Annotated in this window: 17 protein-coding genes; 10 read left to right on the top strand and 7 right to left on the bottom strand. The window is 56.5% G+C overall.

The window, feature by feature from the left end; translation table 11 throughout:
• On the top strand, window positions 1-326 hold a 326-nt coding region (locus tag HQL52_13210), incomplete at its 5' end, for a hypothetical protein (GenBank protein ID MBF0370405.1).
• A 93-nt stretch (window positions 327-419) separates the two neighbouring features.
• Here the strand turns inward: HQL52_13210 and HQL52_13205 are convergent.
• Window positions 420-1,052, bottom strand: a complete 633-nt coding sequence (locus HQL52_13205) for an alpha-ribazole phosphatase family protein (protein ID MBF0370404.1) — start codon at window positions 1,050-1,052, stop codon at window positions 420-422.
• A gap of 270 nt (window positions 1,053-1,322) precedes the next feature.
• On the opposite strand from HQL52_13205, the gene HQL52_13200 reads away from it, so the two are divergent.
• The 7 genes from HQL52_13200 (at window position 1,323) to HQL52_13170 (ending at window position 8,194) form a co-directional block, all read left to right on the top strand.
• Complete coding sequence (locus HQL52_13200; protein MBF0370403.1) at window positions 1,323-3,065, top strand: arginine--tRNA ligase; 1,743 nt, start codon at window positions 1,323-1,325, stop codon at window positions 3,063-3,065.
• Entirely contained in the window at window positions 3,062-3,775 is a 714-nt protein-coding gene (locus tag HQL52_13195; protein MBF0370402.1) for an SPOR domain-containing protein, read from the top strand. The genes HQL52_13200 and HQL52_13195 overlap by 4 nt, the downstream gene beginning before the upstream one ends.
• A gap of 152 nt (window positions 3,776-3,927) precedes the next feature.
• Window positions 3,928-4,833 (top strand): TauD/TfdA family dioxygenase, encoded by a 906-nt coding sequence (locus tag HQL52_13190; GenBank protein ID MBF0370401.1) that lies wholly within the window; start codon window positions 3,928-3,930, stop codon window positions 4,831-4,833.
• Between the two features lie 264 nt (window positions 4,834-5,097).
• Window positions 5,098-5,940, top strand: a complete 843-nt coding sequence (locus tag HQL52_13185; GenBank protein ID MBF0370400.1) for a protein-glutamate O-methyltransferase CheR — start codon at window positions 5,098-5,100, stop codon at window positions 5,938-5,940.
• Between the two features lie 534 nt (window positions 5,941-6,474).
• Window positions 6,475-7,443: a hypothetical protein gene (locus tag HQL52_13180; GenBank protein ID MBF0370399.1), complete on the top strand. Its 969-nt coding sequence runs from the start codon at window positions 6,475-6,477 to the stop codon at window positions 7,441-7,443.
• A 176-nt stretch (window positions 7,444-7,619) separates the two neighbouring features.
• Window positions 7,620-7,847: a type II toxin-antitoxin system HicA family toxin gene (locus HQL52_13175; protein ID MBF0370398.1), complete on the top strand. Its 228-nt coding sequence runs from the start codon at window positions 7,620-7,622 to the stop codon at window positions 7,845-7,847.
• Window positions 7,847-8,194 (top strand): type II toxin-antitoxin system HicB family antitoxin, encoded by a 348-nt coding sequence (locus HQL52_13170; protein ID MBF0370397.1) that lies wholly within the window; start codon window positions 7,847-7,849, stop codon window positions 8,192-8,194. The genes HQL52_13175 and HQL52_13170 overlap by 1 nt, the downstream gene beginning before the upstream one ends.
• Before the next feature lie 59 nt (window positions 8,195-8,253).
• Here the strand turns inward: HQL52_13170 and HQL52_13165 are convergent, their stop codons facing one another.
• The 3 genes from HQL52_13165 to HQL52_13155 form a co-directional block, all read right to left on the bottom strand.
• Window positions 8,254-8,736 (bottom strand): JDVT-CTERM system CAAX-type protease, encoded by a 483-nt coding sequence (locus HQL52_13165; GenBank protein MBF0370396.1) that lies wholly within the window; start codon window positions 8,734-8,736, stop codon window positions 8,254-8,256.
• Between the two features lie 21 nt (window positions 8,737-8,757).
• The gene (locus HQL52_13160) at window positions 8,758-15,849 is read right to left on the bottom strand and encodes a hypothetical protein (protein MBF0370395.1); all 7,092 of its coding nucleotides are present in this window, start codon (window positions 15,847-15,849) and stop codon (window positions 8,758-8,760) included.
• Between the two features lie 78 nt (window positions 15,850-15,927).
• Window positions 15,928-16,275, bottom strand: coding sequence for a hypothetical protein (locus HQL52_13155; GenBank protein MBF0370394.1), 348 nt, complete (start codon window positions 16,273-16,275; stop codon window positions 15,928-15,930).
• Between the two features lie 460 nt (window positions 16,276-16,735).
• Between HQL52_13155 and HQL52_13150 the strand changes: the two genes are divergently transcribed.
• Together HQL52_13150 and HQL52_13145 are read left to right on the top strand one after the other, a co-directional pair.
• Complete coding sequence (locus HQL52_13150; protein ID MBF0370393.1) at window positions 16,736-18,655, top strand: hypothetical protein; 1,920 nt, start codon at window positions 16,736-16,738, stop codon at window positions 18,653-18,655.
• Window positions 18,656-18,670: 15 nt separating this feature from the next.
• Window positions 18,671-19,285 carry an SCO family protein gene (locus tag HQL52_13145; GenBank protein MBF0370392.1) on the top strand — a complete coding sequence of 205 codons (615 nt, stop codon included), beginning with the start codon at window positions 18,671-18,673 and terminating at the stop codon, window positions 19,283-19,285.
• A gap of 20 nt (window positions 19,286-19,305) precedes the next feature.
• Here HQL52_13145 and HQL52_13140 read toward each other — a convergent pair whose 3' ends face one another.
• From HQL52_13140 to HQL52_13130, 3 genes are all read right to left on the bottom strand, one after another.
• The gene (locus HQL52_13140; GenBank protein ID MBF0370391.1) at window positions 19,306-19,899 is read right to left on the bottom strand and encodes a chemotaxis protein CheX; all 594 of its coding nucleotides are present in this window, start codon (window positions 19,897-19,899) and stop codon (window positions 19,306-19,308) included.
• Between the two features lie 161 nt (window positions 19,900-20,060).
• Window positions 20,061-21,269, bottom strand: coding sequence for a hypothetical protein (locus HQL52_13135; GenBank protein MBF0370390.1), 1,209 nt, complete (start codon window positions 21,267-21,269; stop codon window positions 20,061-20,063).
• Window positions 21,270-21,465: 196 nt separating this feature from the next.
• Window positions 21,466-22,254: an outer membrane lipoprotein-sorting protein gene (locus HQL52_13130; GenBank protein ID MBF0370389.1), complete on the bottom strand. Its 789-nt coding sequence runs from the start codon at window positions 22,252-22,254 to the stop codon at window positions 21,466-21,468.
• Window position 22,255: the final 1 nt, after the last annotated feature.

Genomic DNA, 22,255 nt, shown 5'->3' with positions numbered 1-22,255 from the left:
TGTTGTGGGCGGTGCCGGCGCTTGGGGGGGGGGGGGGGGGGTTGGGTTTTTTTTGGGGGCTCCCTTGGGTGGGCGGGGGGGGGGGGGGGGGGGGTGTGGGGGCGGGGTTGTCCGGGGGTGGGGGATGGGGGTTGGTGGGGATTTCCGGGGGGGCGCTCTATTTATTGTCGGGGGAGATGACCCTGCCCCTGGTGGGGGTTTGGGGGGGGGCTCTGCTGGTTCTCATCTCAAGTTTTCGGGCACGTTTGGGGGGGCTTACCGGGGATGCAGCCGGGGCTGGCTGTGAAATTTTGGAAACATCGGTATTGATCTGGCTGGCTTTTTGAAATGATGGAATTGACCTGATTTTTGCTCTGCTGTTTTTTAGGTCAGAGCACTTCCCTGCGGTCCCAATTTCATAAGTCCCCCCAGCGGACCCGTCAGAGCGCCCCACAGTGGAAGATAAGCCGGGGCATGGTGGTTTCTTCCACTTGATCCACCCGGATGCGGGTCAGTCCTGCATAGGGCACAGTCCAGCGGGAGAGGTGGATCAAGGGGGTGGCCATCACCAGACTCAGGATCATGCGGATCACCCCACCGTGGGCCACCAAAAGCAGATGTTTGTCGAGGTTGTCTTGAATCATCTCCTCCCAGGCGGCTCCTACCCGTTTTTCGAGATCCAGCAGGTGTTCTCCCCCTGGTGGTGGATTGTCCAGGGGATTTTTCCAAAAGCGGGTTAAGCGTTCCCGATCCCGTTCCATCAACTCCTCGCCGGTTTTTCCCTCCCAGTCGCCAAAACTCATTTCCTGGAAACGGGGGTCTATTTTCAAAGGCAGGGCATGTTTGTGGCTCACCTCCTGGGCAAATTCCCGGCAGCGCAGCAGGGGGGAGGTGATGAGGCTGTCCCAGGGGTTGTGATCCCCCACCGCCCCACGCATCTGCCCCCATCCTGTGGGGCTCAGGGGGTCATCCAGGCTGCCTCGATATTTATCCCCCCCGGCGGGTTCACCGTGGCGGATGAGGTCGATGAGGGTCGAAGGGTATTGGGGAGAGTGGGACGATTTTTTGATCATGGTGAGTGATTCATCATCGTAAAAGGGATTTTCTGTTAAAGAGGAGTGAGCCAGGAGCGGGGCAGTCTGGCAAGCCGGTTATCGGGATTGTTGCCTCTGTTCTCACTGATAATAAATATCCCTCCTTGGGAATCAAGGCCAGGCAGCATCCATCCCCTTTCCCGAATATTCCCGGTCGAAGAGCTGCGATTCTCTTTGGGAGGCCATTGCCTTCAACCGCTCTGGCCCCTTAGAATCATCCATTTTTTTGATCAACGAACGGGAGCGTTTATGCGGCGGATCATTGAAGGGCAGGTATCCCTGGCTTTGGAACAGCTGAAAAGCGACGGGGTGTTGCCAGAGGATATACCAGCAAATTTCAAGGTGGAGAGGCCCCGGGAAAAGGGACATGGGGATTTTGCCACCAATGCCGCCCTGGTGCTCTGTCGCCTGGCGCGGATGAAACCCCGGGATTTGGCGGAAAAGCTGATCGCAGCACTACCCCGGGGGGAGGCCGGCGCCATTGAGCGTTGCGAGGTGGCGGGGCCTGGTTTTATCAATTTTTTTGTCGCCACAGCGCGCCTGCAAAAATTGGTGCCGGAAATTCTTGAGGCAGGCACAGCGTATGGCCGCTCTGATTCGGGTCAGGGAAAACGGGTGCAGGTGGAGTTTGTCTCCGCCAACCCCACCGGTCCCCTGCATGTGGGGCATGGCCGTGGGGCGGTGTTTGGGGATGTGATGGCCAGGCTGCTCACGGCGGTGGGCTGTTCGGTGGAGCGGGAATATTATATCAACGATGCGGGCAACCAGATCGATGTATTGGGCCATAGCGTGCTCCACCGCTATCGGGAGGTGCAGGGGCTGCCCAGCCACCCACCCAAAGAATCCTACCCCGGGGAGTATGTCACCCGGATTGCCCGGGAACTCTATGATCGGGATGGGGATCGTTGGCTGGCTGAAAGCGAGCCCTTTGCCGCCCCTTCCGATCTCCCCCTGCCCAAGCCCCCCCGGGAAGTGGTCGATTTTGCCATGGAAGGGGTGCTGGCCGATATCCGTGGGGATTTGGAAAAGATGGATATCATCTTCGATTCCTGGTTTTCGGAACGTTCGTTGCATGAAAACAATGGCATTGAGGTTGCTTTGGATCAGCTCAAAGCCAAGGAATTGATCTATGAAGGGGTTTTGGAGCGGCCCAAGGGATTGAGTGAGGAGGAGAGCCGGGATTGGCAGCCACGGCCCCAGATGCTCTTTCGTTCGACCCAATTTGGGGACGATGTGGATCGGCCTCTGAAAAAGCCCGACGGGGGCTATACCTATTTTTCCGCAGATGTCGCCTATCACTGGCACAAGGCCCAGCGGGGATTTGACCAACTGGTCAACGTTTGGGGGGCGGACCATGGCGGCTATGTCAAGCGGGTAGAGGCGGCTCTCGAAGCCCTGACCGGGCAGAAAAAACGCTTGGATGTCAAGCTCGTCCAGCTGGTCAATCTCACCCGGGGGGGGAAGCCGGTACGCATGTCGAAACGGGCGGGTACCTTTGTGACCCTGAGGGAAGTGATCGATGAGGTGGGAGCGGATGCGGTACGGTTTTGGTTTCTCATCCGCTCAGGGGGCGCGCGGCTCGATTTTGACCTGGATCTGGCGGTCTCCCGCAGCAACGACAATCCGGTTTTTTATGTGCAGTATGCCCACGCCCGGGTCTGCTCGGTGTGGCGGCAGCTCAAGGAGAAGGGGCTGGATGCAGGGGGCGGGGATCTTTCCCGATTGACGGCCACGGCTGAGCTGGATCTGATCCGTCTGCTGGGCACTTGGCCGGAAGTGGTGGAAGGGGCGGCAGCCGCCCATGAGCCCCATCGGATTCCCTATTATCTTTTGGAGTTGGCCGGAGCCTTTCATGTCTACTATAACGGCCATCGGATTTTGGATGAGGATGCCGGTATCAGAGGTGCCCGCATTTCCCTCATCACGGCGGTCAGGCAAGTGATCGCCAACGGCTTGAACCTACTCGGCGTGACAGCTCCGGAAAGCATGTGACTCCCCGTTATCCCACATCCAATCGCTACCGCAGGCACCGTAAGGAGGGCTCTCCCAGAGCTGTCTTTTGGTTTGTGCTGACGGGCGTGCTGCTTATTCTCTGGAACTATTGGGGGCCGGAGTCCTCAGTGGATCCCGAGGGGGCGGCGGTGCCGGTGGAGGAGCAGATTTTGGAGGAGTTTGTGGTGGAGGAGGTGGAAGAGCCGATTCCCGAGCCACCGGCCATCCCCCCGGAAACGGCGGCTGTTCCCAAAACCCGGCCCGAGAGCGCCAAGGAAGAGCAGGTGAGCCTCACCTTCTACAACGAGCTGCCCAAGCGGTCTGTGGTGCTGCCGGTGGAGGAGGAGCCGGTCCAGGTTAAAAAACAGGTGCGTCGGATCATCAAACGGCGTCCCGCTTCCGTAAGCCAGGCCAACCGTCAAACATCCAGCCCCTCCCAGACTACCGCCAGTCGGAAAGCGTCCAAGGGCGGGGTCTATGTGGTGCAGATTGCCATCTATCCCAACTTTCGCCAAGCCGCCAAAGTGGCTGGCAATCTACAAAGAAAAGGGGCTCCTGCCAGCATCGTGCGGGTTCGGAGTGGCAGTGGCAGCAGCCAATATAAAGTCCGTCTGGGGCCCTTTAATTCCCGGGATAGTGCCGCCAATGCACTCGTACGCTGGAAAATGCCGGGGGTTTCCGCCATTATCCAGCGTGTCTCGGGGGGGTAGGGCCTTTTTTTGTTTGTTTCATCAGGCCTGCGATGTATAGGGTCTCATTTCTCTTCGTCATACCCGCTTTCGTTCAAAGCCTCCTCTCAAGAATCCAAATGAGAGATTCACGGGAGCCCCACTTTTGGCTGGACCATTCGACTGGAGATGACATGAGCGAGATCAAACGGTTGAACCCCTTCGATCTGGATAACGAAGCGGGTTATGCGGAGTGGAAAGAGCAAAAACTGGCAGGCTATCCCCAATCTTTGGGGGATTTGGTGGTGGAAATCGCCGACCCCTTTGCCTTGAGCCTCGGGGAAAAAGAGAAAATTCTGGCTCTTGGTGCCAAAGCCAACATGGCTCTTTATGTCACCAAGCCCGCTACGGGAAAAGAGTCACGACACCCCCACCTGGCCATTATTGAGCAGCTGGGTGTCAAAGAGCTGGATCATCACGACGGTGCAGACAGTCGGGGGCTCTCCGCTCTCTCTCCTGGTGGTTCGGCCAGCGACAAGACCGCCGCTTATATTCCCTACTCCAAGCGGGCCATCGGCTGGCATACGGACGGCTACTATCACCCCTGGGAGCGTCAAACCCGCACCTTGACCCTCTATTGTGAGCGGCCTGCGGATGAGGGGGGTGAAAATCGCGTTTGGGATCACGATATCGCCTATATTCGCCTGCGGGATGAAAATCCAGAGGTGATTCGTGCTTTGATGGTCAACGGCCTGATGACCATTCCGGCGCGAATGGATGGTGAAAATATCGCCCGCCCCAACCGCAGCGGCCCGGTCTTTTTTGTTCAGGCGGATGGCCGGTTGCAGATGCGTTATACCAGCCGCACCATCTCTATCCGCTGGCGGCAGGATGAGACCTCCACCGCTGCTGTGACCGCTTTGAAAACCCTCTTTGAGAAGCCGGATCCGCTGATGTTTCAGGGGCGTCTTGAAGCGGGCTGGGGGTTGATCAGTTCCAATGTGCTCCACACCCGGGAGGCGTTCAAGGATGACTCCGATGATGCCCGGCGGGTGCTCTACCGGGCGCGTTATTTTGATTCCCTGCCAGCCCCCTCCTGACCGGGTTGATTTCCAGATAGCTTGAGCATTTGGGAAAGCCAGGCTGCTCGGCAGCTGATTGGTGTGGCTGTCATTTTTGCCAATCCCCTGGCCAAGCTGGAAAATTGATAGTCAAACCTTCCTCTTTCAATCCCCCTCTTTCCCTTTTATAGTGGCTTTTTTCAAGGGAAGAGGGGGATTGTCACGGCATCGCCACTCCCAACCTTCATTTTCAGGATTTGAGCCCCTATGGTGTTGGATAGCCAGCCTCCAGAGCGTTTCGGTATGGATCCAGAAAAGATTGAAGAGATCGAAATTCATCTACTGCTGGAAACCCTCCGGCTTCGGTTTGGCTACGACTTCCACAACTATGCCAAGGCTTCCCTGAACAGGCGGATTCGCAGCTGCCTGGCCTCCTGCATGCTCGACAACATTGCCGATATTATCCCCCGCCTGCTCCATGAAGGACGTTTTCACAATCGCCTGATTGCGGCCATGACCGTCTCCGTTACCACCATGTTTCGGGATCCCAAGATCTATCAGGGAATGCGGGAAAAGGTGCTGCCGCTGCTCAAGACCTATCCCTTGGTCAATATTTGGCATGCGGGCTGTTCCACCGGTGAGGAGGTCTACTCCATGGCGATCATGCTTCGGGAGGAGGGACTTTTAAAGCGGGTGCAGATTTATGCCACCGATCTCAATGAAATCGCCTTGGCCAAGGCCCGCACCGGCCTCTATTCCATCGATTCCCTGAATGAATTTTCCGAAAACTATCAAAAAGCGGGGGGAAGCGGGCTTTTTACCGACCATTGCCGGATCAAGGGGGGGGAGGTGGAGATGGATCCGGAGTTGTGCCGGGAGGTGATGTTTGTTCGGCATAATCTGGTCACTGACGGGGTGTTTGGTGAGATGCATCTGATTCTCTGCCGCAATGTGTTGATCTATTTTGATCGTTCCCTCCAGGAACGGGTGCTGGGGCTTTTCAACGAGAGCTTGGTATCGGGTGGTTTTCTCTGCTTGGGAGATAAGGAAAGTCTTGATTATTCGGATGTTCGGAACCGCTTCAAGCCGGTTGTGAAAAAACTGCGGATCTTTCGAAAGAGGCTGATGCACGAGGAGGATATCTGATCTTTCAGGGGGGCATGGGGGGTGAAAAACGGTTTCCATTCCCTGCTGACAGCCGGTTTTTCCGTGCAAAATCATTCATGGATTGTCGTTTGGCCTTTTTTCTTCTCCTCTCTATTCATTCAGTAAAGGTTGAGGACCATTCGTTTTTTGTTCAGCAGGATGAGTGAACGATTCGATGGTTGTGAATAGAAATAAGAACTGTTCCTGACTGATTGAAAAAAAAGACTTTTTCCTTTGTCAAGAGTTGTGTTAGAGTAGCCCCCGTTTGACCCAGGATATGCAAATGAAGAATGATTTTTCGGCTTCCCGGGTCATTCTGGTAAGGCTTTACGAGAGTGGAGGCTGGGAGTGGTCATTGTTTGAACTCACCGCGCCGGCCCCTACCGACAGTCACTGCCCCTACCGATCAGTCACTGATAGCCTGGCCAAAAAAGATCGACCAAGTTTAATTGACAGGCCTTTGCGTCGATGGCTGACGGGGCCGGGGAATACACCTGAGAAATACGCTCTGATTGATTCGGGGGAGATGAAACGATGGCAGCAAATACGTTGATGTTCAAGATTGAAGGCGCAACCCAAGCCACCCAACTCTCTGGGCTGGCTGGCAAATCCTATTCGGTGGGTAAAGTCACCTCGGCAGGTCCGGGATTGGGCAAATGGCTCTTTTTGGATCCAGCCGGAACAGCCGCCGGTAAAGGCACCGTGGCCATCAAGCTCGAAGGCACCCGGCAGGTAGCCCAGCTCTCCAAGTTGGCAGGCCAAACCTTCACAGTCGGTAAATCCCCCGCCGTGATTGGTGGTACGGGTAAATGGCTGGTGCTCTCATCGGGCAAGGGGGCCGCTGTTGCTGCCGCCGGAACCGGTGCAGCCGCCGCCAAAGCCGCCTCCGCCAGCCAAATGGTGATGATGGAGCTGGATGGCACCCAGCAGATGGCCCAGCTCAAAGCGGTCTCCGGAAAATCCTTCACCGTGATGAAGCCTCCCATGAGCGCCGCCAAGGCCAAGGGCTGGCTCTTCCTGAAGCCTGCTTCCGGTACGGCTGGCTCCCAGGTTTATGCCCTCAAGATGAACGCCACCGCAGCGCAGAATGCAACTTTGATTGGTAAAACCTTCACCATCTCCAAAGCCCCCATCGCTGCCGGACAGGCTGGCAAGTGGATCGTGCTCACCCCGGCTGCCAAGGCTTCCGCCGCTGCCCCGGTCGCCGCTGCCGCCGCTACCGCCCCCGTGGTTGCCGCTCCTGCCGCCAAAGCCGCTGCGCCTGCTGCCAAGGCTGCTGCTCCCGCCGCCAAAGCTGCCGTCCCCACCAAGATAGCCGCTGCCAAAGCTGCTGCTGCAAAGGGTGCAGGTGCTTCCGGAACCATCTGGAACGGCTCCGGCCTCAGCCTGGGATTGGGTCTGGGACTTGGTGCCTGGGGCCCGGTGCTGCTGTTGGGTGCTGCTGCTGTGGGCGTGGGCGTCTATGGCTACATGAACAAAAACGCTGCTGAAGAGGTCGAATAATCAGCTGTAACTGACTATCCATCAGCCTGCGGATAAAAGCAGGCTGGCGATAAGCGAAACACAAAAAACCCGCCTGGGCACTCCTGGGCGGGTTTTTTGATGGTATCTGTCTCAGTATTTGTTTCAATTTTAGAATGGGGTTGATCTGCTTTTTGTGACTGAATATAGTTACTGGTATGGGTAAAAATGACAAATTTATTTTGAAAGCTCGGACTAATCCAAGCGGGCTTTCTTTTGCTGAGTTTGAAAATCTACTTACGATATCTGGATGGGTTTTTGACCGGCAGTCAGGCAGTCATCGGATTTGGATTGCTCCGGATAGAACGCGGCTTTCCATCCAAAACCGAAAAGGGATGGGCAAAGGGTATCAAGTTAAGCAATTTTTAAAGATCCAGGAAGGTTGATCGCCATGGATGATCGCTATAATGGTTTTACAGTAGAGCTGTTTTTGGATGAGGATGGCGACTGGTTGGCTCATTTTGAGGAGCTGCCGACTGTTTCTGCTTTTGGAGCCTCGCCAGAAGAGGCATTAATAGAGCTTGAGAGCGCCTGGAAAGGGGTGAAGGAGAGCTATCAGTCTCAAGGAGAGAAGGTACCCCTTGCGCCCTCTCGGAAGATATATAGTGGTCAGTTTAATATCAGGATCGATAAGCGGCTGCATCGGGCTCTGGCTATGGAGGCGTCCCGAGCTGGTACCAGCTTGAATGCTCTGGTGGCAACCAAGCTCTCCAATACGGTTGAAATGGATTGATTGCAGTCTGAGAGATTGAGCTCAGTCATTTTTTCTGTAATTGGTACCCGATTACGGCATCAGCCAAAGGTGGCTGGATTGAAGAAAAGCCAAAAATAGCCTGCATTGAATAAAATATGCAGTCCGATGCTGGGAGCGAGATGGTTGTAGCGGTCTCGGAAGTGGCCGAAAAGGAGCGAGGGAAAAAATACCATCAGCCCGGTCCAGGGATCCCGGAGGTAGAGGTGAGCCATTGAGAAGGCGATGGAGGTGAGCAGGTTGGCCGGGGTGAGGAGAGTTGCCAGGAGAGGCGTTTGCAGCCTTTTGATTCGTTTGAGCCCCCCTTGCATCATCCCCCGGAAAACCAACTCTTCCAAAACCGGATAGAGAAGCGCCTGCCCCAAAAAAATACCGGGATGGATCAAAATCCACCCCGGTTGGAAATGTTCGCCCCCCCCCTGACTCCACAACCACCCCCAAACCCCCAGGGGAGCCAAAAGCGCTCCCCAGAGATGGGGATCAGGGATTAGCCGGTCAAGGGGTCGGGCTGGTTGTCTGCTCACCGGCATGGATCACAATCGACTCTACTTATCCTCTCCCATGCCGCCAAACCCAAACCGGCGGCGTAGGAGGTAGAAGGAGGAGAGAATCACCATCATCGGCAACATGGGATCGTTGCCAGGGGCGTTGGGGTTCAAGGTGCAACCCACCACCGTGTCGGAGCTGCCAGAATCGCTGCTGCTGGTGGTGTCGGTGGTGGTATCCGTCGTGGTATCCGTCGTGGTATCCGTCGTCGTATCGGTGGTGGTATCGGTGGTCTTGGTGCCCAGTCCGGCCGGATCGACGATGATGCCGTTGATGGTGTCGTCATCGTCACCGATACCGCCATCCACCAAGGTGACAATCATTTCAGTCCGCTCGTCGTTGAAGACCACATTGTCATATTCGCTCCAGCCACTGGTCGCGTCATACTTCCACCAGCTCATCTCCTCGGAAACCGCTTCAGGGAAATAGACCGTAAAGGTGGCCAGACCATCCGCCTGGGTTACCTTGATCTCAAAGTCGATCAAGCCGTAAGGCATCTCCGCTGGCAGGTTGGCGGTGTCGGTGGTGAGGGTCGAGGGGTGCACGGTATCGAACGCCACCATGTTGCCGCCGGAGATGTCACCGATACCCAGAGGAGTGCGGTCGGAACTGGCGGATTCAATCAGATAGGCGCTATCCGGGAGATTTTCGGAGACATCGGTTTTAGCCACGCCGTTGTCGGTCACGGTGATGACCACCATGTCAGAACCCACCAGGTCGTTGCTGTCGGTCACTTCCAGAGTAATGGTGATCTCCTCATCGTCACTCACCGAAGGGGCGACAAAGGTGGGGGTGGCGCTGGTGGGATCGGAAAAGGTGATACTGGAAGAGGAAGCGCTCCAGGCGTAGGTGATGGCAGAGCCGTCCTCGGCATCGGTGGAGCCGGAGCCATCGAGGGTGACAGTGCTGCCCTCTTCGGCGCTCTGATCATCCCCGGCATCGGCCTCGGGGGTGGTGTTGGTGTCGGATACATTGACCACCACCGTGCTGCTGGCTGCAAGCCCCTGGCTGTCGGTTACTGTCACCGTGAAGGAGAGGGATTCGCTGTCTTCATCGATGGTGGGTGCTGTGAAGGTCGTAATGGATTCTGTTGCATCGGCCAGGGTGACGGTGGTGCCGTCGGTCTGGGTCCAGGCGAAGGTGATGTCGTCGCCATCCACGTCGGTGGAGTCGCTGGCATCCAGGGCGACGGTGGAGCCCTCTTGCACATCGATGCTGCTCTCATTCACGCTGGCTGTGGGCGCCTGGTTGGTTTGGGTGACGTTGATGATCACCGAATCACTGCCGGTCAAACCACCATTGTCGGTCACCGTCAGCTCAAAGATGAGAGAGGAGCCGTCATCGGTGACATTGGGTGCGGTGAAGGTGGGGCGGGCGTCGGTGGCATCGGAAAGCTGCACATAGGGTCCACTGGTCTGCTCCCAGCTGTAGGCCGAAACGGCGGCTTGATCATCCCAGGAGTTGGAACCATTCAGGGTGACGGAATCCCCTTCTTCAACGGTTTGGCTGGCCCCGGCTTCGGCCACGGGGGCTTGATCATCGCTGGTGGTGACATTGATGGCCACGGTATCCGTGTCGCTCAACCCTTCGCTGTCAGTCACCTTCAGGGTAAAGCCCAAAGATTTGCCGGTGCCGGTGACGTCGGGTGCGGTAAAGGTGGGCTCCATGGCGGTGCGATCGGAGAGTGCCACATAAGGCCCGCTGGTCTGGGTCCAGTGAAAGTCGGTCAGCACCTCTTCGGTATCCCAGGAGTTGGCACCGGAGAGGGTGACAATTTCGGCTTCATCCACGGTCTGGTCAGATCCGGCATCGGCGTTGGGGGCGTTATTGAGGTCGGTGACATTGATGATCACCGTATCCCGGGCCAGGAGGCCATCGGCATCCGCCACTTCCAGCTGGAAGGTGAGGGAGGTCGATGTATCACTGGTGGTGAGGAGCGGGGCCGTGAAAGTGGGGCTATCGTCGTTGGCATCGGAAAGGATTACATAGGGCCCTTCGGTCTGGGTCCATTCGTAGCTGGCGATATCTCCCTCGGTATCCCACGATCCAGCACCATTCAAGGTGATGGTTTCACCCTCTTCAACAGATTGGCTGGGGCCGGCTTCGGCGGTGGGGGCCTGGTTGACCTGGGAGACGTTGATGATAACCGTCACGGTATCGGTTTCGCCTTCGCTGTCGGTCACTGTCAGCTCAAAGGTCAGGGCGACGCCATCTCCTACGCTGTCCGGGGCGGTGAAGGTGGCAATGGAAGTATCTGCATTGGAGAGGGTTACCGTGGTGCCGTCGATCTGGGTCCAGGCGTAGGAGACGATGGTGCCTTCGGCATCCGAAGAGCCGGAGCCATCCAGGGTGACCACTTCTCCCTCGTCTACGGTATTGGTGATAATGGTGTAGTCGGGCGTAGAGGCGGTGACCGAGGCTTCGGGGAGTTCATTGGTGTCGGCGACGGTGATGGTGATGGTGTCGCTGTCGGTCAACCCGGCGGCATCGGTGACGGTGAGTTCAAAGATCAACGAGGCGCCGGCACTATTGACTCCGGGTGTGGTAAAGGAAGCCTCGGCGCTTTCGGGGTTGGTGATGGCGACATAGGGGCCGGAAGTTTGTTCCCAGCTGTAGCTGGCAATATCCGCTTCGGCATCCCAGGAGAAGGCGGCATTGAGGGTGACGACGGTCTCTTCGTCAATCGTCTCATCATATCCGGCTTCGGCATTGGGGGCTTGGTTATTGGCAATCACGTTGATGATCACCGTATCGGTGGTGGAGAGTCCTTCGCTGTCGGAAACCTGCAGGGTGAAGCCCAAGGAGGCACCGTTGTCGTCGGTGGTTGGTGCGCTGAAAGTGGGCTGGCTGGCGCTGCGATCACTCAAGACCACTGCCGGGCCTGAGGTTTGGGTCCAGTAGTAGCTGACTGTGGTGTCGTCGGTATCCCAGGAGGCGCTGGCGTCCAGGGTGACGGTATCCCCTTCATTGACATTCTGGTTCTCTCCGGCATCGGCGCTGGGGGATTGATTGAGGTCGGTGACGTTGATGATCACCGTATCGGAATTGACCAGCCCGTCGCTGTCGGTCACCATCAACTGGAAGGTCAGCGAGCTGCTGGCGCCGGTGAGGGTGGGGCTGACAAAGGTGGGCTCTGCTGCGGTGGCATCCGAAAGGGTCACAGCCGGGCCATCGATCTGGGTCCAGGCGTAGCTTGCGATGGCGCCCTGGGTATCCCACGATCCCGAGCCGTAGAGAGTCACGGTCTCACCCTCTTCCACGGTCTGGGTGGGGCCTGCTTCGGCGGTGGGGGTTTCGGTGAGTTCGGAAACATTGATCACTACCGTGGTGGTGGCGCTCTCATCGGTATCGTCGGTGACGGTCAGCTCAAAGGTGAGGACCGTGCCGGTGCCCACATCCGATGGGGCGGTAAAGGTGACGATGGCTGCAGCGGAATCGGAGAGGGTGACGCTATCCCCTTCGGTCTGGGTCCAGGCATAGGTGGTGATGTCGCCGTTGGTGCTGGAGGAGCCGGAGGCGTCCAGGGTGACCACATCCCCGCTCGCCACCACATCGGTGATGGTGGAAGATTCGGTGGCTGTCACGGTGACCGCAGCGACCACGGCAGCTTCTTCAGCAGCGACCTTGGCGGAACCGAGTCCCGAGGGATCGACGATGAGGCCGTTGACGGTGGCGTCATCGTCACCCGTACCGCCGTCGGTCAGGGTGATGGTGACCGCTGTGCGTTCGTCGTTGAAGACCACATTATCTCCATAATCGCTCCAGCCGGTGGTTTCATTATACTTGTACCAGCTCATATCGGAGTTGGCCGGGGAGGGGAGGTAGACGGTCATGGTGGCCACCCCTTCGGCGTCGGTGGACTTGATGGAAAAATCGATCAGGCCGTAGGGCATCTCCGAGGGTTGGTTGTCGGTATCGGTGGTCAGGGTGGATTGGTGCACGGTCGCCAGATTCACCAGGCTGCCACCGGTCAGGCTGCCGATGGCGATGGGATCCTGATCGGTGCTGGCGGAGGTGATGATGAGGGCGTCATCCGGCAGATCCACGGTAAAGCTTCCTGCGCTTTGGCCGTTGTCAGAGACAGTCACGATCATCTGATCGGCACTTTTAAGCCCGGTGGTGTCGGTCACTTCCAGGGTGATGGTGATGGCTGTTTCATCACTGATCGTGGGGGCTACAAAAGTGGGGTTGGCCGCAGCGGGATCGGAAAAGGTCACATCCGCCAGGGAAGCGCTCCAGGCATAGGTGATGTTGGCCCCATCCTCTTCATCGCTGGAGCCGGAGCCATCCAGGGTGACGGTACTGCCTTCTTCAGCGGCTTGATCGCTACCGGCATAGGCGGTGGGAGCGTTGTTGCTCCCATCGGTGATATTGATGGTGGATGATCCGGTGGCAGAGAGCCCGGCGCTATCGGTGACGGTCACCGAAAAGGCCAAAGAGAGGCTGCTATCGGTAATTAACGGTGCAGAGAAAATGGTCTGTGAGGCCGTTGGGTCAGCCAGAATGACCGTATCACCCATCGTTTGGATCCACTGAAATGTGAGTTCACCTCCTTCGGGATCTGATGAGTGGGAGGCATTCAGGGTGACGAAGCTACCTCCCTCAGCTGTTTGGATATCAACGTTGCTTCCTGTTTCGCTGGATCCTACGATGGCAATGGGGGCTTGGTTGCTCTCGGAAACGTTAACCAACACCGAATCGCTTCCCGAAAGCCCGTCGCTGTCGGTCACTGTGAGATCAAAGGTGAGCACTTCACCGTCGGTGCTGACATCGGGTGCGGTAAAAGTGGGTTTGGCGTCGGTGGCATCGGAAAGGGTGACTGTCTGGCCACTGACCTGTTCCCAGCTATAGCTCACCACGTCATCTTCGTTATCTCGGGAGTTGGAGCCGTTCAGGGTGACACTCTCCCCTTCATCGACACTCTGCTCCGCACCAGCATCAGCCTCGGGAGGAGAGACATCGCCATCGGTCACATTGACCACGACCGAATCATAGTCGGCCAGTCCGTCGCTGTCGGAGACGATCACCATGAAGGTCAATGAAGCTCCGTTGCCGCTGATGGTGGGGCTGACAAAGGAGGGGTCCATGTCGGTGGGATCGGAGAGGTCCACCAGGGGGCCGCTCATTTGAATCCATTGGAATTCAACCACGGCCCCGTCAGCATCTCCAGAGTTGCTTCCAGAGAGGGTCACAGCGGTTTCGCTGGCCACGGTCTGGTCGGAACCGGCATCGGCATGGGGGGCGGTGTTGTCGTCGGTGATGTTGATGATCACCCAGTCCTGATCCATCAGGCCGGTTTCATCGGTCACCACCAGTTGAAACAGCATGGCTCCCATTTCGGCATCGGCTGCGGGGGCGGTGAAGGTGGGGCTGGCAGCGGATGTATCGGAAATGACCGCTGTGGGGCCTTCCAGCTGAGTCCACTGGTAGCTGGCAATATTCCCTTCACCATCCCGGGAGCCGCTGCCGTTCAAGGTGACGGCATCGCCTTCGATGACGCTCTGATTGGGACCGGCTTCAGCGGTGGGGGCCTCGTCTGATTCGGAAACGTTGACATAAACCGTCAGGGCATCGCTCTTCCCATCGGCGTCGGTTACGGTGAGCTCAAAGGTGAGGGCTTCGCCGTCATCGGTATCGGTGGGGGTGTCAAAGGTGACCAGGGCTTCGGAGTTGCTGGAGAGGGTGACGCTGGTGCCGCTGGTTTGAACCCAGCTGTAGCTGGCCACATTGCCTTCGGTATCGCTGGAAGCCCCTGCATCCAGGGTGATGGTGGTTCCTTCTGCTACGGATTGGGTAACGATCACCTCATTGGCATCCAGCACCATGGCTTCGGCAATGGGGGCTTCGTTGGTATCGGTAATGTTGATTGTGACGATATCGGTGTCTGACAAACCAGCAGCGTCGGTGATATCCAACTCAAAGGTAAAAGAGGTGGTGGAGCCGCTGATAAAGGGGGCGGTGAAGGTGGTTGTGGCGCTATCCGGCGTGTCCAGGAGTACGAAAGGGCCGTCGGTCTGCTCCCAGCTGTAGAGGGTGATCTGATCTTCCTCATCCAGGGAGCCTGAGCCATCCAGGGTGACGATCTCCCCTTCGTTGACGGTTTGCGTTTCACCGGCATCAGCAATGGGGACTTGGTCGTCACCGGTAATGTTGACGATCACCGTGTCGATGTCAGACAGTCCTTCACTGTCGGACACTTTCAGGCTGAAGCGCAGGGCCTCGCCGTCGCTATCGGTGGTGGGGGCGGTGAAAGTGGGGGAGGCTGTGTTGAGGCTGTCCAGGGTGACGCTGGTGCCTGCGGTCTGACTCCAGACGTAGGTAATCGAGGCATCTTCGTTGTCGCTGGAGCCACTGCCGTCCAAGGTGACGGTGTCCCCGGCATCGGCGCTCTGGTCGTCTCCGGCATCGGCGGATGGGGCTTGATTGAGATTGACCAGGTTGATGATTACTTCATCGTTGGATTTGAGGCCGTAGTCATTGGTTACCGTCAGCTGGAACACCAGGGAGGTGGAGCCATCTTCCAGCTCGGGGCTGGTGAAGGTAGGGTCAGCGGCGGTGGAGCTGGAGAGGGTTACCGAGGGGCCGGAAATCTGGTTCCAGGAGTAGCTCTCTATGTCGCTGTTTTCATCCCGGGAGCCGGAGCCGTAGAGGGTGACGCTCTCCCCTTCCGAAACAGTCTGGGTGGGGCCTGCCTCGGCAGTGGGAGGGGGTCTCTCATCCGAGACATTGACAATCACCATGTCCATGTCCGTGTCACCTTCGTTGTCGGTGACCGTAAGCCAAAAGATCAGTGCCTCTCCCGTCCCCAGATCGGTGGGAGCGGTGAAGCCGGCTGTTTCGGCGTTGGCGTCATCCAGGGTGACGCTGCTCCCTTCGGTTTGTTGCCAATAATAGGTGGCGATGTCGTCGTCGATATCGGTGGAGGTGGAGGCGTCCAGTGTGACGGCATCCCCCTCGCCAACCAATTCGACAATGCTGCCATCCAAGGTAGCCAGCGCTGAAGCCACCGGGGCTTCTGCCTGAACCGGGCCGGTGGCAAAGATGGAGGCGGCGAAAAGGGCGGAAAAAACAGGTCCGAGTCGTTTATTCATGGTCGTCACGTCTTTTTTTAAAAAGCGTTGAATGCTTGATTGGGAACCGCTCATATCCAGATGGGAATGAGTCGGGCCTTACCGATAAAATCGCAGCTGATCTGTACCCGCCTGTGGGTTTTGACCAGGCGAAAAGAGTACCGGTGGTGGTACGTCGGGAAGGGCTGAGCGGGAGTAGGGCTCCGGGAGATGTTCGACGTTTTGGCAGACCGGATCGCTCTGGTAAGAGACCGCCTGACAATGCTGCTGGGTGCCGTTCAACAGCTGCTCCCCAAATTGATACCCCGAGTAGGCGGCGATACCGGCTACAGTCGCCACCGCAGGTACTGTGAACAGCACATCCGATTTGGCGGTATTGGCGGTGATGACGGTGCCGACCAGGGTGGCTGCGAGCATCATCTTGATTTTGTTTTGAGTGTTGTTCATGTCCCAATCCATTGAGAACGAATTAAAAGTTCTTTGGCGAGCCTCTTTAGTATCATCTCAAAAACGATGTTTTGATGAGGCACTTACAGCAGGAATCATGCCAACACAATATGAGGGCTGCCTGGGAGGGAGGCGTGTGGATCGGTGTGGGCTGGCATGTAGGCTGGGCTCGGGGGGATTGCTTCCGGTATTTTTTGGGTCAATGTGTGATGAGGCGGCGGGGGGAGGGGAGTCGGATTCTTGGCGGTGGGTTATGTCCAGCTGAGGGGTGAAAATATTTTTTTAAACAGCTCTTGAAGTAAAAAGGCTGGATTTGCTGTTACTTCCAGGGGATATGGGATATTATCGGTCGCAATCAGTCGGTTTGACCGGGGGGGAGCCTGGAAAATCCTACGATCATCTTTATCGCATACCCTTTTCAACCAGTATTTCAACACCTCCACTGGATCGATATATTGCCATGATCAACTTTTTTCCAGCTTATGATGCCCACCTTCCCCAGGAAACCCGAAAGGTGCTTGAGGCTGATTTTATTCAAACCGATCGCTTTATGCTGCTTCTTTTGGGAATTCAGTGGGGGATTGTCTCCACACTCACGGCTTACACGCATGGGTTTTACCTGCTGGGCTTTATCGGTGGGGGGGTGACGACCGGAATAGCTTATGTGGGATATCGTTTTTTTCCAGGTAGTGCCGTTTCACGTACCCTTATCGGTATTTCTTTTATTGTTTTTTCCGCCATCATGATCCAGCAGCACATGGGGCGGATCGAGATGCACTTTCATGTCTTTGTCTCTCTCTCCTTTTTGGTGCGCTATAAGGATATCCTGCCCCTCCTGGCGGCTTCTGCCACAGCAGTGATTCATCACGGCCTGTTCAATCTTTTCCAGATCTACGATACCCGCTTTTTTGACATTCCCCTCCTGGTGTTCAACTACGGCTATGGTTGGGATATCGTTTTACTCCACGGTGTGTTCGTGATTGCAGCGACTGTGGCACTCTCCATGATCATCTTGCAGATCACCGGTCAGTTTATCACCGACAGCGGTATTTCAGCGGCCATCCAGCGCATTATTACCGAAAAGGATCTCTCCATCCGGGTGGCGGATAGCCGTGGTAAGGGGATCCTGGTCAATCAATTTTTGGATACCCTGGGTCAAATATTTAACGCCATTCGGGAGCAGGCCGGGCAGGTGGAGGGGTTGATTCGGGAGCTTGTTACCATTCAAACGCAACTCAACGGTAATTCCGAGCAGACCCGGGCCATTGCCCAGGAGGTGGTGGAAGAGAATAAGAGCCTGGGGGGGGATATCTCCGGCATTCGCACCTCTGTGGAGAGCTCTTCCGGACATATCGAAGTGATTTCAGATGCAGCGGTGGATCTCTCCTCTCATCTGGGCACCATTCTACAATCAACCCAGATCACCAGCGACGTCGTAGGCAGTGTCACCGATTCTGCCGAGCAGATCAAAAGCAACCTCTACGGGGTCAACGAAAGTCAGGAGCGGGTCAACCGGTCGGTGGGGCACGTTTCCAGTGTCCTCCAGGGTATGACCCAGACTCTGGCCGACTTTCGCATACGCCTCAAGGCCGCCAAGGCCGAATCAGGCCAGGCGAGCCATCGCGCCCGGGATATTCTGGATGTCTCCAAAAAACTGACTGATTCTGCCGGTGAAATCGACTTGGTGGTGGAGGGAATCAACGACATTGCCGATCAGACCAACATGCTGGCCTTGAATGCCTCTATTGAGGCGGCTGGTGCCGGGGAGGCGGGGAAGGGGTTTGCGGTGGTGGCCAATGAGGTCAAGGAGCTTGCCCACCAGACCGCCAACGCCACCCGGGCCATCTCCCAAAAGATAGCCCAGGTGCAATCCATCTCCAAAGAGTCTACTGAGGCTGTCATCGAGATCACCGCTATCGTGGAAAAAATTCACCACACCAACGATACGATTAACTTTGCCATGGAAAATCAAGAGGCTACCATGGGGCAGTTGGCCACTTCCATGGGAGAGGTGCAGGCGGATGTGAATGTGGTGACCCAAAGCGCCCGGGATCTGGAGGGGATTTCCCAGGAGTTGGGTATAGCCTCGGATAATGCCGTCAACAACACCCAGGAGATCACCGAGGCGGTGGCGCATGCCAGCGATTCAGCCGGTCAGGTAGCAGAAAAAAGCTCCGAATCCCGAGCCCTCTCTCAGACCATCCGTGATGCCGCCGGGCGAACCGACACAGCCTCCAGTCAGGTGATGGCAAGTGTCAGCGGGGTGTTTGAATTGATCACCCAGCAGCGGGATGCCTTGGACAGCCTCAGTGCCATCATCGCTTCTTTGGAGCAGAGCGGTGAGCAGCTCCATGCCGCCCAAAATCAATTTTCCTATTGAGTCCTGTTGAGCCAAATGGCCACTTCGGAAAAGGCAGCGTTTGAAAATGGTGGCGGGGGGCGAAAAAAGGTCATTTTTGGCATTTTTTTGATTGGACTCAACCTGGCGTGGCTTTTTGTATTGGCCCTGCCGGTTTTTAATGGTGACGGCGATGGTTTTCTCACCACCAACCGACGCATTCAAGCCCCTTTTCTGGATCGTTCCCCCCATGCCGGGGAGGTGGTCTATTTTGGTTTCGTGGGGTGTGATGTCGCTTGCCCCGTAGCCCTCAATGCCCTGGCCCGGGCTTACGAGCCGTTTTCAGGGGAAAATCCGACAGCATCGGTCGGGGTTACTTTCGTTAACCTGGCAGCCAATCATCATCCGGAACTAAACGATATGGCCGACTCCTATGCCAAGGCCTTTCACCCCGATTTTCGGGGAGTGGATCTGCCGCCGATGGAGCTTAAGCAGATGGCACGACAGTTTGGTGTCTATGCCACCCCCTCCCTGGCCGACCCCTATCAGGTGGGGCATGGGGGCTTTATCTATTTTTTGCGCAGGGCTGCCAGCCAATGGGCGTTTGTCTCCACATATCTGGTCTATCCCCCCCAATCCGAGGCGCTGCTGGGGGCAATGAAATCCCTTTAGGTGTTCAGTCCCGGAGCGGATCAGGTGTAGAAAACTTCCACGAAGAAGGGGCCGGAATCGGTTTTGAAAAATTGCCGGACACTGCGGTTATAGCCTTGGTAGGTCGCCTCGGCATCCCCATGGGAGATGATGGAGGGGGGGGATAGTTCAATGGCGCCCAGTTCAGTGGAGAGATTGGTTTGAATGCCGCCAGCAATCATGTTGGCGATCTCCCCAAAGGCGTCCCGAACCATTTCATCAAAATTGTTCAACTCCTCTCCGGCCATGGCGCTGGCCAGATAATCTGCCATGTGCTCCGGGGCCGAAAGAAAAATGCCTCCCTGAAGGCCGCCATCCAATCCGATCAAGGCAGTGGCTTCTGAGTTTGGTGGACGATAGGTGTCGTCGATGGGTTTGTTGATAGCAGGGCCTGCTTCTATTTCCATAAAGAGATAGGCGGAGGTGATCTCTTTAACGGCTTCGACAATAATCGTCGCTATCTGCTTTTCCAAAACGAACGCCCCCCCAACACGGCTTCTGATGCACCCTGCCGTTCGGCTGAAGCCGCCCACAGGAAAATAGCCCAACCACCTCCCCCGAGTGGTAAAGCCTGCACCTATTGAAATATCCATCATTCCACATCATTTTTGTGAATAGTCTGGAATGACACCATCAATAGGGTAGATAGCCCGGTCTGGAAAAAGAGTCAAGTAAGAATGAGTTTTATTTGCGTTTAAAAATTGTTCAACTTTCTGTCCGATAGATGATTTTAGATCACAAAACAGAAGGAAAAGGGTCAATAGTAACGAGCCAGTTCCAGTTGCAGATAGTGATCCCGTTTGAAGGCGTAGAGGGGGTCATTTGAGGGAATGTTGCCAAAATAGCGGCCTTCCAGAGAGATTTTCCAATCGTCCCAGAGACGCCGATTGGCTTCCAGGCTGGAAGCCACCGCACCGCTCTCCCGATCAACGATGGCTCCCAGCAACAGATCGCTGCTTTGGGTGTCGTTGAGGGCCAACCTGAATCCGGCCATGATGTCATCTTCAAAGGGGGAAGTGGCCTGATTGTTACGGTCATCGAACAGATATTCAGCAATCACCCCCAGATCGGCATCTGATTCCAAAATCCCTACGAAGGTATATTCCAAGCCTGCGGTGAGGGCCGTGTAGCGATCTCCCTGACCGCTGCGAGAGATGATCTCCCCCTTCCAGAGCCACGCTTCGAAGGTGCCTTGAACATCCACCCCGGTCTGATCGATCTTTTCATAGTAGGGGATGAGTACCGCCTCTCCCTGGTCGTTGGTACCGGGGATCAGAGAGGGATCCCGGCTGGTTCCTGAAAAATGGGAGAGCCCCACCTCCCAATCTCCCAGGGTTTGAAACCAGCGAATGGCAAAATCCTGATGGCTCTCTCCCGCTGCGGATTCATAACGGGTTTGATCGGTATCCACCACCAGCGGCGTGCGCAGGCGTCCCTCCCGGCCCGGAAAAGTGCGCTCCCGAAACCAGGGGAGCCAGTAGAGATCCAGGGTGCCCCAATCGAGGCTGAGGGAGAGATTGACCATGGGTTGGCCCAGCTTTTCCTCGCCATCCGGGCTCTCCACCAGATCGGTCTGGTTGATCACATCCACCAGGTGTTGGGATTCAGTCACCCCCCAGTAAACCTTGCGCAATCCCGCCCGGAACTCCCAAAAATCGGCTGCTTTAAGCCAGGTCAGCTCTCGAATATCCCCATGGGTCCGCTCGGTATCGTGGGCATCAAGACGCACAAAGGGGACGAAAGTCAGGCTCTGATTACCCCCATCCCACTCCCGGTAAAACTCCGGTTGAAAGGAGAGGGAGGGGTAAAAACGGCGTTGGGACGAATCCCCGGGGCTTTTGGGAAACCACTGGGTTTGGGCGGCAATATGTCCGGAAACCTCCCAATGGTCCCACTCGCTCCCTTCAGCCCGGAGGGTTCCCGGCAGCAGGAGGGAGAGCAGCCCCAAAAGCATCGCAGCTGGCAAGAGGCCACCCCCCCCATGCAGCCAACATCGTTTGGTCCTGGTGCTGGCTGTCATCTGAGCATTTGTAGAGGCATCCTGAGAGGGTTTGCCTGAGTGGTTAAAATGAGTCGCCTTTGACATCCGCTGCTCCACGGGGACCGTTTGCAAGAGGGAAAAGAGGGGCTGAGCTTAAAAGCCTCCTCGCTCTTCTTTGGGATTATTTGGCCCGCTTCAGGCTGTTGCGATTAAAATCCCGCTCAGACAGGCCGGTCTTGAACTGCACATCCGACCATTCGAGATGGGTGGATTTGCCGGTTTGATGATTGACCATGTGGATGTCATGGGCCCGCCAAAATTGATCCAGATATTGGCGATATTCCCCAAAGGTCTGGGTCTTGAGCAGGGCTTTTTTGCGGTCAAAATAGTCCACCTTCAAGGGTTGATACATCTGTTTGTCCAACCAAACGGTCTGGCTGGTGTAGCCGGAATGTTTGTAGGCTGGAATCCGCTCGATGACAAAGCAGTCCCGACCATCCAGGGGTTCGTCCCGAAGCCAGCGGTAGGTATATTTTTCGACCTCCTGGCTGCCCAGATCCTCAAAGGCAAACTCGCTGCCCATGAAGGGGCCGGACTTGTTGCGGGAGGAGATGCGTTTGACCCTTTTCAAGGCGGGGAGATACATCCACTGGTCGTCCGGCTCGGTGGCGTGGGAAAAAGTGAGCATGGCGGTGCCTTTGATATCCCGGGGGCGGTTGAAAATGGAGAGGCTTTTGTCCCCATCCCCCTCTACTTCCAGCACTTTGAGCCGCATGTGGCGAACACTGCTCTCCCCATGGCGGTTTTTCAGGGTCATGACCATCTGGTTGCTCTGATCAGCAAATCCGGTATCCCGCAGATCCGCTTCCCGGGCGATGGCAAGCCCCTTTTCCTCAGGGGTTTGAGCCTCGGCGGAGAGGGGCGAGAGGGGCAAAAGAGCGAGTATAAAAAGCCAGGCAATACGTTTCATT

The sequence above is a fragment of the Magnetococcales bacterium genome (assembly GCA_015232395.1).
In the GTDB taxonomy this organism is placed as follows: Bacteria; Pseudomonadota; Magnetococcia; order Magnetococcales; family JADFZT01; genus JADFZT01.
This window is presented reverse-complemented; position numbering and strand designations above follow the sequence as displayed.